This window comes from Pseudomonas cremoricolorata, from assembly GCF_000759535.1.
GTDB classification, from domain to species: Bacteria; Pseudomonadota; Gammaproteobacteria; order Pseudomonadales; family Pseudomonadaceae; genus Aquipseudomonas; species Aquipseudomonas cremoricolorata_A.
Genome location: NZ_CP009455.1, coordinates 4,581,221 through 4,595,187, shown reverse-complemented (window position 1 = coordinate 4,595,187; position 13,967 = coordinate 4,581,221). Strand labels below are relative to the sequence as shown.

Below are 13,967 nucleotides of genomic sequence, written 5' to 3'. Positions count from 1 at the left end.
TAAACAGCTTTCGTCGGACCGTCCATGAGCGTGCCACGCAGTGGCCTGCGTGTACGGTGGTCAATGACGGCGAAGCCAATGCAATAATTACCGGAGTGTTTGTCCATGGCCAGACCAACGTTTACGCAATACCTGACATACATGAAACAGCAACCGCGAACTTATGGTTGGGGTGCTTTGTTAGTGTACGACCGCTATAAAACCAACCGTCTGTTGGCGCAGGAATACATTGCACGTTTCCAGGAAGGCGACTGGATCAAACCTGTCAATGTGCGCAAGGAAACTGAAACCGGCAGTTGGACCGATGTGTCCGAGCTCACCAGCGGTTCACCGCTCTTGTCGTTCATCAATTCCAACATTGGCGGGTCGGCGGCCAAATTGAGCATTCCCATGCTTGGCGGCAAGATCAAGACCTTGCGTCAGCGGCCTGGTAGTTCTCAGGTCGAGTTGACCGGCCTGTCGACCCTGGACCCGCTGACCGCGCCGCGTCTGGACATGAATATCAAGCTGACCGCCGAAAGCAGTGGCCCGATCAGCGGGGAGGGGCGGGTGGCCCTGGATTTGAGCAATGGTTCGGGCTACAGCTTCGTCGTGTCTCCCTGGAAGGACTTGAACGACAAGGTCGGCGATGCCATCCGCAGCGAATTCGAGAAACGCCCCCCCGCAGAACGTGTCTGGGTGCTCAACACGCTAAAACCTGTGGAAGGTGAGTTCAAGCCCACCTCGTTCACCGTGCGCACCCACTCCCTGGCCCGGGCCGGTGTGACCTTGGCCAGCGAGGATCCAGCGGAACTGGAAGAGGGCGCGGTGCTGGTAGGCGTTGCCTTCAACGGCGAAAACGGCGGCGGATTCCCGACCGCCGACAAAGACTTGCCCTATTTGCTTCCTGAAACCGCGTCGAGCAGCCCCGAGGCATACTCGGCAAACATCATCATCAAGCATGAACACTGGGTCAAGAACCTGCTGGTCAAGATGATCAAGTCCATTCCGGAGTTCGCCGGGCTCACCCCGGAGTACGAACAACAAGGCGGGTTCGTGGTCCAGGCGAACTTTGGTCATCTGGCGCAAACCTTCGACGAAGTCCATCGCACGGGCGAGGGTTATTTCCACTGGGGTAAATTGCTTGGCACCAGCCTGATAGCGGACCCGGCGCTGAGTTGGGCGCATTTCAGATTTGCCGACGACACCATAGCCTTCGAGTGGCGGTGCACGGTGCCGGCCACTGTCGAGTGTGAATTCGAGTGGAGTGGACTGGGCATCAAAGGCACGCGCAGTTATCGCAGCGCTTTCGTGCTGAAGAAAGCCTACACGCTCGCTGTGGGACCGACGGGCAGTGTAGTGCTGCAGGCGGGCGCCAGCCAGCTGGAGCACTCCTTGAGCAATGACGACACCACGGACGTTCGGCACATCTTCCAGAATTTCTACACCGATCAGGTGTTGCCGGTTCTTGAAACGAAGATACAGGGCAAATTCGACAGTTTCACCGGAGCCATCGAAAAGACCGGACCTTCCATCGATGTGCTGCGCCTCAATGGTTTGCTGTTCCGCAGCGATAACGCCGTGACTCCTGACAGTGTGCGCTCACCTGGCGACCTGTCGCTGTTGGGCACCTTGGCACCAAAAGTGACCGCTTTCGCCATCGAACCGCTCAATCCGACGATTGCCGCTTCCAGCCGTCAGGCGTTCGAGCTCAAGCCTGCGCCCACGGGCACGCCGACCTGGGCCGTCGAGCATCTGCCGGGGGGGCAGGGTGAGAAGGGGAGTATCGAGGATGGCCTCTACACTCCACCGACCAGCGCGCAAATATCAAGCACTTCACTGCGCGTCCTGATCAGTGCAAAGGTGGGCGACAAGGTCGCCTACAACCTGGTCACAGTCGTGCCCAGGAGTGTCGCGGTGTTCCCATTCCTGCAAACAGTGAATTTCGCCACTGTTCCGAGCAATCCGCCCCGGCACGTGCTGGTAGGCGGCGCGTTGGATGCGGCGCTGCAATGGCGCACCACTGACGGCTTCAAGGGCAAGATCCGCCCAGCCGAGCCTTATGGCCGGGATGCGGATCTCAGTATTCCCCAGGACATGGACGTGCGTATCTATGAAGCGCCGCCGCATTCCCCAGGCGCTCCAGGTACGGCGAGCATGCTGATCCAGAGAGATCGCGTGGAAGTGACCGGTCATGGCGCCACTGCCGGGATCGACCTGCTCGTGCCTTGGCACAGTCCCACCGCGACGATCAAGGTGGTGAAGCAGGGTGCAGGACTCAAGCTCAGCCTGTGGGTAGCCTCCTGGACCGGCGGAGAAGTCGAGGTGCCTGTGGCCAATACATTGTGGTTCACGATCGTCGGCAGTAAAGCCGTGGATCCTGGCACTGGCGTTTACCCCACAGGCGACACCGGCGACTACATCGTCCTGGCGGCTGTCGATAAAATGTCCAGCGTTCTGACCTGGAGTTATATCAGCCTGCCGCTGCCCTACGACCTGAACTACGAACAGTTGCTCGAGCATGTGCAACTTCGTTCCACAGTGAGGTACTGAGCATGGTCACCCATTCCAAACAAGACCTTATCAACCAGTTGGCCAAAGGCGACGCCCTGCACGGCTGGGGTGCGATCATCGCGCTGGGGCGTGACGCGCTCAATCGACGCCTGCTCACGCGCTACGTCGAAGGGTTCGCCGCACATACGTTCATTCCACCCATCAGTGGTGAAGGGTTCCTGGATGCCAACCTAAGCGAAAGGTTTGTATTCGATCAGTTGCTGCTCGGCCCGTTGCAGTTGTCGTTCAAGCACGCCTCAGGCAGTACCAGGGAAGTGACCGTCAGTCTGGAACTGATCGCAGGCCGTTGCAGCTCCATTGCGCAGTGGCCAGGCGAGCCAAAGCGGCTCAGGAGAAGCCATAGCCTGCATCAGGGTATGGGCTATCGATTGGAAGTGACACTGCCCCTCACGCTGCAAACGGTGTCGTTCGCCAACCAGACTCAAGTGGTGCTTGATCTGCAGCAGGCGTCCGCTGCCCGCTGCACCTTGGGCAGCACCGAAGTCGCGCAACGGAAAATGGGCGAATTCCTGCTGGATCAGGTGCGAACGCAGTGGGGGCGTGATCCTTTGGTGCCATTGCTGAGCTGTTCGCACGAAGGTTCCGATCCGTTGTCGATCGCGCACTACTCGATACAGGTACAAAAGGCCCCGACCGATATCGGCAATGGTGGCGCTCGCGAAGATGACGGTGCGCTGTTGATTCTCGCGCAACTGCGAGGCTCGCCTGCTGCCGGCGTGGCGCCCCAGGCCTTGCCTTACCTGCTGCCTGACAAAGACGATGGCAGTGGCTATCACGACGCGGCATTGCTGCTTGGCAGAAGGCGTTCGAGCTTGGTCGAAGGGCTCGACGCCGGGATCCTTGACCACGTGATTCTGCCTGGGGCCTATCAGATTGCGCCTACCGAGCGGCACTGTCCTCACGACCTGATTCTGTTCGCCGACGTGGTCCCCAGCGAGGCCACCGCTGAGCTGCAGCCGGCGTTGAAGGGGCTGAGTGCGGGGCAGTCACTGAACTTGCAGAGTACCCTGCACGCGGTCGGGCAGTGGTCGGCACGCAATGTGACCTACCCACTCGCCCACGGCCAGATGGGCCAAGGGCGCTACACCGCTTCGGCACTGCAGGACTTTACCGGCGACCAGCAGGTGGTGGTGATCAGCGCGGAGTCGACCGAGGCTGGCACGCGCAAGGTCCGCTCGGCCGTGGTAGTGGAGTCGGTCGAAGGCGTGGCGATATCGCCGAAGGTCATTCTATGGAACAGAGGCGAGGCGCCGGTGCGGCTTACTGCCTCGTCGGCCGAGGGAGTGGCTTGGTCGTTGCAAGGAGACCGCTTTGGCGAACTGCAACGAGATCCTGATGATCCGCAGTCAGCGCTGTTCACACCCAGTGTCAGGGACGCGGCTGCGCCGTTCGAGCTTCAGCGCATCAAGGTCAGCAAAGGTTCCGAGAGTGGCTATGCGACAGTGGTCATCCTCAACTACAGCTCACCGTTGTCAGTCGAGCCGTTTCATGTGCCGCGCATCGGTGCGTCGGGCACGCAGACCTTCAGCCTCTCTGAGTACCCCGGCCAGGCAACCTGGCAACTGGTCGGTACAGGCCACATCGACGCCAACACGGGTGTGTATACCGCGCCGAGTAGCGATCCCGGTGATGTCACCGTGGTCATTGGCGTACACGACCGCTTTGCGGGGATTGCGGTCATCGAGCATCAGATCAACCCGCCCGCTCAAATCGCTGCTGCGCAAGAGCGCTGGAAAGAGCTGAACCTGTTCGACGTCAAGCGCAACAATGCCAATCGCAACCGGGTTCTGGCCAACGGCTTGCAACAGGTGGGGATTGATATCGTCTTGGAAACCAAAGAATTCGAAGGCGCGGAGGGTTCGGTGTGGGACCCGGTCAGCGACCTTGAGCTTTCTACGCTGGTGTTGCTGTACGAAGACGGTACGCCAGTTCCAGTGCTGCCGATGGGCGTAGAGGGTCTGGACCCGGACTTGCCTGCCAACCGCGACAGTTGGGCAGTCAGCAAGCAACGCAATCGCTATGACTACCTGCCCACCGGTTCTGGCGCTCCGCCGTTCGAGTCCAGTGTGGCACCTGCCGACGCCAGGCGTACGGTGACCTTCTATGTCAGCTCGACCGAGGCGGAGGTCAGGCGCTTCAAGGCCAAGTTTCAGGACCAGCGAAACGGTTGGCATTACTCGGACATAAAGGATCAGGAGCGCGGGGTGCTTGAGCTCGAAGGCGTGCCAACGCCGGAGGTCGATCTGGGCAACTACGTGTTGCGGGCAAAACGAGTCGAGAGCCTTAAAGGTTTCGATCATACCAATGGGGATACCTTCAACTATTGGCACTCGACTACGGATTACTGGACCCTGTACGGAGGGCAGGGCGGGTTTGCCGGAATCGAGTGGGACAACTCGGCGATGATTCGCTGGGAAAGCGAAAACAAGAACGAAACCTACTGTAGCTATACCGGCTATGCCTTCAAACCGCGCCGCCATCCCGATGCAGCACCCGCCTCGCGCGAGATGCAGTATGGCGCTTCGCTGGAATTGCTGTTGCTCGAAGATCGCGTCAAATCGAATGGGCTGGATCGACGTTTCAAGGGGCAGGAGAGTGTCGCCGCAGGCACCGTGCTACTGAGTCTTGAACGCACCTCGAACCTGAGCCATTGGCAATATCAGGATGGCGATGGCGATAACTATCGACTGGAACTCGATAAAGCCTTGTCGTTCACCCTGATCGATACGTATGGCTCCCGACACCGGCTCAAGGTCACCTTCGGCAATGTCCCCGACAGCCGAAATTCGCTGACCCTCAATCTCCAGTAAACCCTCCGGCGCTCGCCCCATACGCACCGGGGCGCAGCGCTGCCTGACAAGCGTGAGTGATACCATGGCAACCACTTCCTACTTGCATTCCAATGCCTTCAACTTTCTCAGCTTCGTCGCCGGCGGGGTCGACCCGCGAACCGGGCAGTACACCCTGGCCATCGAGTTGCCAGAGTTGCCCGCCAACCAGTTGAATGGTCCTGAACTGCCGCTGCGTCTGGGCTTCAATCCCTTGAACGTACAAGATTCGGGATTCGGCATCGGCTGGAGCCTGAACCTGACCCAGTTCGTGCCGTCCAGTGGCATGCTCGCTCTGCACACAGGCGAACAGTTCAGGGTCTCCGACAATGGCCCCGGCCACGCGGCGGTCATTCCTGAGCGCAAGATCGAAAGTTTCAAGTTCGAAAACGTCAGCGACGAGCAAGCCCTGTGTTATCGCATCGCGCACAAATCCGGCCTGGTCGAGCTGCTTCAGCCTCAGGCCCCGGACTACAAGGTGGCGCTGCCCGTGCGGGTATTGGCCCCCTCGGGGCATGGCATTCGCCTGACCTACGAGGTCGTCAAGGGCGTTGCGTGCCTGGCTACCATGGTTGAGGAAAGTACGCCGGCGCGTACCTTGCTGCATATCGACTACAGCAGCAACGCCAGAGCGCTGATTCACCTGAATCCGAACTCGGCAGCGTCCGCTAGCTACTCCCTGGAGCGCGATGGCGATGCTCTTTCGGCAGTCATTCTGCCCAGCCAGGATCGGGCACGCTGGACTTTCACCTACCGCCCCATCGGTGCGCTGCGTTGCCTGCAAACCGTCGAGACGCCGGTGGGTGCGGTCGAGCGCATCGAGTACGAGGAGCAAGGTCATAAACTGCCGGGCGGCCAGGGCAGGTCTGTGCCTTACGTCAAGCGTCATCGACTCGAGCCTGGCCAGGGCATGCCAGTGCAAGACACCCGCTATAGCTTCAGCTCGAACAATTTCCTCGGTTACGGAACGGGCATCAGTTGGCAGGACAATGGCCTGGACAACCTCTATGCATTCACCGGCACAAGCTATGTTTACAGCTCGACCGAAACCCAGTATCGCGACGAACAGCCGGCACGGACCATCGAGCGCAGCTTCAACCGCTTCCACCTGACCACCTCCGAGGTCACCCGCGAAGAGGGTTGCATCCTGAGCAACACGACGACCTACCATGAGGTCCCCAACCTTGCGTTCAAAGATCAGCCTGAGCATTTCCAGCTACCACATCTGGCCAACACCGCCTGGACCCAATCGGGCACTGGCCTGCGCCGCGACGAGCAAGTCAGCACCGACTACGACCGCCATGGCAACCTCGTGGCGCAGGTAGAGCCAAGCGGTGTCAAGGAGGTGTTGAGCTACTATCCAAAAGAGCCCAGCGAGGGGTGTCCGGCCGATCCCGAGGGGTTCGTTCGTCAGTTGAAGTCTCGCAGTCTGATGCCGTCGAGCGAGGGCGAGGGGGACACTGAAGCACTACGCACCGACTATACCTACGAGGCGCTGCCTGGTCTGGATGGCGGGCGTGGCACGCTGCTGCTTAGCAGCCAATCGCTGATCCGGGTCAGCGACGACCTGTGCTTGACGCACACCCAGACCCAGTACGCGAATGAGGTGAGCGATCCGCTGCGCTATGGCCGTAGCCTGTCCGAAGCGCGCACCATTGGCGGCTTGCGCACCCTCAGCGAATATGCGTATGACCTTGTCCAGGTCGAGGGGCGTACCGCGGTCGAGACACGCATGACGGTCTCTGGGTTCGACCACGATACCGCGCAGGCTGACGGCACTCAGCGTCATGCGCAGAAGACCACTACCCTGCAAGCGTGCGTACTGACAGGCCTGCCACTGCTCAACCATGACGATAATGAAGTGCAGATCGCCTATGCCTACGACGAGCTGCGACGGGTCATCCGCGAAACCGTTTCCCCTAACGATGAGCGCTACACGGCTACGCGTCACTACAGTTATCATCTGTCGACTGATGGCAGCCAGGCCGTGCAGGTCGAACAAGACGTCAAGGGCGTCACCAGCTGGACCTACGTCGATGGGCTCAATCGCGTGGTCCGTCGCACCCGTCAGGACCCTGACTACGGCTTGTCGGCGCAGGCCCGACAGGCACAACGCCTTGTCTATACCGCAGCGTACGACGCCCTGGGTCGACTGACCGAAGAAACCGAACATGACTGGCTGGCGCTGAGTGAATTGCCATTGCGCCGCGCCTTCGAGTACGACGGTTGGGGGCAGCAGTATTGCGAGATCGGCGCCGATGGCGTTCGTAGCTATACGCAAAACGATCCGATCGGCACCGTCGACTCCAACGGCCCCATCCTTACCCAATGGCGTAGTTCGGCAGATGGTCAACTGCGAACCGGGAAAACCGTCACCTGGCTCAACCGTTTCGACAAGCCCAGCCAGGTCGAGCGCTTCAGTTGGGACGACAACGTCCCACGTATCAGCTTGCACCAGTATTTTTACGATGGTTTCGGCCGTACGGCGCGGGAAGTCGACGGGCGCGGGGCGCAAACCTCGTTCACCTACGACGAATTCGACCGCTTGAGCGATCACACGCTCGCCGATGCCGCCGTCGTTCACCGCGACTATGCCCCCCATAGCCCGGATGATCTTCCTGTATTGATCAAGGTGGTCGACAAAGGCGTCCATAGCGTCCTGGGCGAGCAGGGATTCGATGGCTTGGACCGTATGGTCACGTCGATCACAGGGGGGCGTGAGCGTACCTACCTCTATGCTCAAGGTCAGCGCCAACCGCAGCAGGTCATCACCCCGCGCGGCAACACGATCAAGTACGTCTATCTCCCGCAATTGGGCGAGGAGCCGCTGCAGCGTGCACTGATCGATTCAGGTGTAGAGGCCGAGTATGAATACGATCCGCAAAACGCTCGACTGCTTCGCTGTGTCGAGCAGGATGAGGTTCTGGAGCGGGAATACTTCAGTACTGGCCAGCTTCGCAAAGAAATGCGTGGGCAAGGCGACACCGACTACACCATGCATTACCTGCACAGCTTGCAAGGGCGTTTGCTGAGTTATACCGATGTGTTAGGCAGCATTCAGTCTTACCACTACAACCCCTTGGGACAACTGGTGCAAACCGCGCTGGGTACTGTGGCGAGCACCTTCGAGTACGATGAGCTGGGCCGCACCCGGCGCATCTTCACCGAGACCTGTGATGATGACGGCAGCCGCCGCAGCCTGGAAACGACCTTGGAATATGACGAGTTCGAGCGCGAAACGCTTCGTCGTTTCGACTTCACAGACTGCGTCCAGACACTGAACCAGACCTACGACGCGGTCGATGCGATGGAGACCAAGACGCTCTGCGAAGGTGATCGGCTGCTGCGCAAGGAGACTTACAGTTACGATAAACGCGGTCGACTGGTCGATTACCGCTGCGAAGGCGAAGACGATTACCGGCCCGTCGATCCGTTCGGCAAGCCGATACAGGGCCAGCGTTTTACCTTGGATGCTCTGGACAACATCACTCGCGTGCGCACGCTATTCGATGGTGGCACAGTCGACGCCCGTTATCAGTTCGAGAATGCCGATGATCCGGCGCAACTCACTGGGATCATCATCAACGGCCTGGAGGCACAACCGCGCGTTGTGGCACTCAAGTATGACGCCGACGGCAACATGACCTGTGACGATCAGGGGCGGGTGCTCGAATACGATGCCCTTGGTCGTCTGGTTCGTGTCGATGATAGCTCCGAGGCGCGGGGCGCGACCTATGGCTACGACCCCCTGGACCGTCTGGCCACGCAAGTGGGCCTCGATCTGTCAGCAGACATGCACAGCAGATCCGTCAACCCCTGAAGTTCCGCTCGCTATTCGGACGTGAAGGCCTGTGCGTGCGCAGGCCTTCCGGGCCTTGCATTGCGAAGCGATGATCGCGCTGTCGACCTGATAAAAATGCCAGTTGTGACGATCGTCTGCCAACGGTTCAATGCGTCAAGCCCCGACTTCGCTCCGTAATCAATAGCGTTCCCCCTGGACGTAACCATTACGCAAGGATCAGGACATGAACAAGAGTATGCAAGCGACCGTCAGCGCCGAACAGGCGCGGCGCAATCAGCGGTTGACCCGTGCGCAGCGCAGCGCAGGTAGGGCTGTCGATGCTCCGAGCATCGGTAACGATTTACTCGCTGACCAATCAGACAACACCGTCAAGAGTGCGGTATTGCGCGACGACGACAAGGCGCTGGTCATTCATATTCCGGGCTGGTCGTTCGCGCCACCGGGCATGACCGATGAGCTGACGATCTTTCATACGCCCGCCAGTGGCGTTCAAGAAGTGCTGTTCACCAATACTTACGATCGAGACGATGCAGGTTCGTTTCCGCTGGCCTATACCGTTGATAAAGACAGCATAAAGTCTTGGGGTGAGGGCGCACACGCGTTTCACTACACCGTGGTGACCTACAACGGCTCCGAGAACGATTCACTACACCTGAGACTGATATTCGACCGCATCGCGCCCTACGGTGCCAACTCGCCACCACGTAACTTTCCGGTCAAGTTTCCAGACGTGGCTGATGTGACCGATGCGAACAAGAATGCGGTCACGGTTGTCTTGCCGGATTACCCTGACAAGGCTGCGGGCGATCAGGTTGCCTGGTATTGGCTCGAAAGCCTTCCGGAAGACTTGACCGGCCTGACCCCGGCAGGGGTTACCGCAGTAGGGACATTGCCGCAGAACCTGGCGGTGCCGGCGAGTGTCATCGACAGTGGCGGTGACGGTGGACTGACGGCGTTTTATGTCCTGATTGATAAGGCGGGCAACAGCAGCCTTCCTTCGCTGCCTACGGCAGTCGGCGTTGCGCTTGGAGCGCTGCCGGCCAACCTGCAAGACCCGCAAGTGCCCCTGGCCAGCGATGGTTTGATCGATCAGGCGGATGCCTGGGCGGGTGTGACGGTCGAGATTCCGGCTTTCGATCATTGGAAGTCCACCGACCAGATTCAGGTGACGTGGGGCTCACACGTGCTGGAGTGGCGCGAGATCGGAAGCAACGCCAAGTTTCCCCTGGTCTTCGATCTGGCGCCAAGTTTGTTGTGGGAGCAGTACGGCACCGCGAGCACCGGCAATGTCACCACTACGGTGCACTACAAGGTGCGCCGCGGAACGGTGGCGCAAGGCACCAAGACGATCGACATTGAAGTCAATCTTGAGCGGCTGGGTCCGGTAGGACCTAACCCTGATCCGGAATGGCCCGATCCGGTGAACCCGCGGCTGGCATTGGCCGAGGTCTACGGCAAGTCCACCCCGACCCTTAAAAATGAATTGACCGATGCTGACGAGAATGAGCCTGCAACGCTGAAAGTCACTGTCGACGCTGCGCTCAAGGAAGGGGATACCCTCTCGTTTCATTGGGCCGATACGCCTGTCAGTGAAGCGGACTACGTCGTCAAGAGCGGCGATTTGGGTAACGAGATCGAGCGGGAGATTCCCTGGTCCTACATCGCGGTTGGCAATGGTAACTTCAAGGTTCATTACACCGTCGCTCGTGCCGGCAATCCCAACTCGGTGCATTCGCCGAGCACGGATGTCACGGTCGACGCGAACGTGCTGAGGCCTGAAGCTGCCGAGTTTCTCGGGGCCAACACCAGCGCTCCAGTGGGCTGGCTGACCTGCAGGGCGCTGTATGCCGACCCGGTTGGTCCAGGCGACCCGGCGATCAGGGTCCAGGTTCCGGATCTGACGGAATATGGCGTCGCGGCGGGTGCCGATCTGACGATGGAATGGAGCGCGGTGCACGGCTTCGCGGGTGAAACCGCCATTCCCAACGCGAGCTTCTCCGATTCGATCAAGCTCGATGCCACGACCGTCAAGGGCTTTGTCTGGCGAGTGCCCTACACCGACCATGTGCTGCCGATCTACTCCTTCCATCCGACCGACCACGACGGTCGAGGAAGGGTCACCTACCGCTTCGACCTCAATGGCAAGACCATCGTATCGAAACAGCTCGAGGCCATCGTTTCCATGCACGATGCCAGCGGCAGTTGTCCTTTGCGGCCGTAAGGAAAACGAGATCGTTCCGTCGGGGCTCAGGCGCAGCTTGAGGAAGTGGGGATTTTTCCTACATGAAGCTGCCTTTAATGTTTGTAAGCTCCCCCGCGACTGGCTAGCCGGTCATGATTTCCACATGGCATGACCGAGGTAGCCATCTATGCCCTTGACCCGATTCGTTCTACTCAATCCGTTGGCACAATGCCTGTTCGTCGGACCTGCGCTGCTCGTCACGTGCTGTCAGGCGTATGGCCTCACTACCGTCGAGGGCAGCAAGACCATCACTGCGGCCACGTCCACGGACAGCTATAGAGTCACTTCAGGTTCGACGCTGACGGCCAATGGCGCTACCACGCTACAGATCCAAGTGGGTGCTACGGGCCGCCTGGGTACTCAGAAGGCGTCCATCAGCGCGACAGGTACGGATGCCATCAGGCTGTCTGCAGGAGCCGAGGCCACGCTTGGCGGCGACACGCGTGTCACCAGTGATCGTTATGGAATTCGCTTGAGCCGTACCGTTGCAGTCGGCTCGCGAGCGGTAATCAATGACAGCCACGTCGAAGGCCGATCCGGGGGAGCGCTGGTGTCCGGCGCGTCCAGCCTGACGCTGCGCAACAGTGAGCTCATTGGCTCGGGCACCGCGGCGTCGGCCGTTCTGTTCGGCAATGCCCGTCTGGAGGCAGAGGGCAGTAAACTGACCGGCGCCAGCGAGGGTCTGCACCTGTTCGCCGATAGTGAGTTCGCAGAGTCTGCCAAGGTGAACTTGCTTGGCTCGCAGGTCGAAGGCAAGAATGGCTCGGCCATCCTGGTGGGCAACTCGCTGATTGGTCCGGCTCAAGCGCAAATCCTGGTTGGGGCCGGTTCGACCTTAATTGGCAGCAACGGCGTACTGCTCGAAGTAGTAGGCAACTCCAGCGCCCTGATGACGGTGGATAACAGTGCGCTGTCCGGTGACGTACGCGCCGAGGCTGGGTCCACTGCGAATCTGGTTCTGGATAACCGTGCCAGTCTCGTCGGTCGCCTCGACAACGTCGCGGGCCTGACGTTGACCAACGATTCGCAGTGGACCATGGTCGAGGACAGCCAACTCGGTAGCCTGGCGATCAACGGCAGCTCCATCCGATTTGGCGAGCCTGGTCAGTATCAACGCCTGACTGTCGGCACGTTGGCAGGCGCGGGCACGTTCATCATGGACGCCGACTTCAGCACCGGGCAGACCGATTTTCTCGACGTGACCGGGACTGCCACCGGGAATCATGCGTTATTGGTCGGCAGCAGTGGGGCCGATCCAGTCGCTGAAAGCCAGTTGCAGGTGGTCCGTGTTGGGGCAGGTGATGCCCAGTTCTCTTTGCTGAACGGTCCAGTCGATCTGGGCGCGTTTTCCTATGAACTGGTGCAGCGTGGCAATGGCTGGTTCCTCGACGGCTTGAGCAAGGTGATCAGTCCAGGCACAGCCTCGGTCCTCGCGTTGTTCAACACCGCGCCCACCGTGTGGTATGGCGAATTGACGTCATTGCGCGGACGGATGGGCGAAGTTCGTCGCGATCAGGGCAAGGCAGGTGCCTGGGCCAGGGCATATGGCAACAAATACAACGTCTCCGATGCCGCTGGCAGTCCTTACCAGCAGGTGCAACAAGGATTTTCACTGGGAGCGGATGCGCCATTGCCCGCAGGCGATGGGCAATGGCTGCTGGGGGTGATGGCCGGACACAGTTCGTCGGAGCTCGACCTGATTCGCGGTGCTACCGCGCAGGTCAAGAGTTCCTATATAGGACTGTACGGCACTTGGCTGGATGCGCAGACCGGTTATTACTTCGACAGTACGATCAAGTTCAACCATTTCGACAACAGTGCCAAGGTATCGCTCAGCGATGGTCAGCGGACCAAGAGCGAGTACAGCAACCTCGGCGTGGGCGTCTCGCTGGAGCTGGGCCGCCACATCCAGCTCGATGATGGCTATTTCCTAGAGCCGTTCACACAGTGGTCGGCAGTGACGATCGGTGGCAAGGACTACCATCTGGACAACGGCTTGCAGGCCAAAGGCGACGATACTCATTCAGTGCTGGGCAAGGTAGGCGCCACGCTGGGACGCACGCTCGACCTTGGCGGCGGGCGGTTCGTCCAGCCGTACGTGCGCCTTGCTTATGCCCACGAATTCGTCACAGACAACGAGATCCAGGTCAACGAGAATCGGTTCGACAACGATTTGTCCGGCTCTCGCGGTGAGGTTGGGGCCGGTATCGCAGTGGGGTTGTCCGAGCGGTTGCAACTGCACGCTGATTTCGACTACGCCAACGGAGACAAGATCGAGCAGCCGTGGGGGGCAAACCTTGGCCTGCAGTACCGCTGGTAGCGGTTGGAACAAACAAGTGCGTGCCTGCCTCGACTCGCTTGGGCAGTGGCAGCAGCCCCACCTCCACGCCATGCTGAAGCCGCTTGGACCTCCAGGCCTCGACTGCACGGCCAGGTGCGGTGATGAGCTTGAGCCATGGCCGATCCTGCGGCTTGCCTGAGCGAATGGCATCTCAGCCTGCGCCCATCGTCGGCTCAGGCTGACCTGCGATGGCTGCCAAAG

At 59.9% G+C, this 13,967-nt stretch carries 5 protein-coding genes; all 5 read left to right on the top strand.

The window, feature by feature from the left end; all coding sequences use genetic code 11:
• Positions 1–105 precede the first annotated feature (105 nt).
• A complete protein-coding gene (locus LK03_RS20700) occupies positions 106–2,532 on the top strand; it encodes a hypothetical protein (protein WP_038414394.1) in 2,427 nt (808 codons plus the stop codon).
• Positions 2,533–2,534: 2 nt separating this feature from the next.
• Positions 2,535–5,363, top strand: coding sequence for a hypothetical protein (locus tag LK03_RS20695; RefSeq protein ID WP_038414393.1), 2,829 nt, complete (start codon positions 2,535–2,537; stop codon positions 5,361–5,363).
• A 64-nt stretch (positions 5,364–5,427) separates the two neighbouring features.
• The gene (locus LK03_RS20690; protein WP_049870582.1) at positions 5,428–9,201 is read left to right on the top strand and encodes an RHS repeat protein; all 3,774 of its coding nucleotides are present in this window, start codon (positions 5,428–5,430) and stop codon (positions 9,199–9,201) included.
• Between the two features lie 205 nt (positions 9,202–9,406).
• Positions 9,407–11,404, top strand: a complete 1,998-nt coding sequence (locus tag LK03_RS20685; protein WP_038414391.1) for a hypothetical protein — start codon at positions 9,407–9,409, stop codon at positions 11,402–11,404.
• Positions 11,405–11,552: 148 nt separating this feature from the next.
• Positions 11,553–13,745, top strand: coding sequence for an autotransporter outer membrane beta-barrel domain-containing protein (locus LK03_RS20680; RefSeq protein WP_049870581.1), 2,193 nt, complete (start codon positions 11,553–11,555; stop codon positions 13,743–13,745).
• The last annotated feature ends 222 nt before the right edge of the window (positions 13,746–13,967 follow it).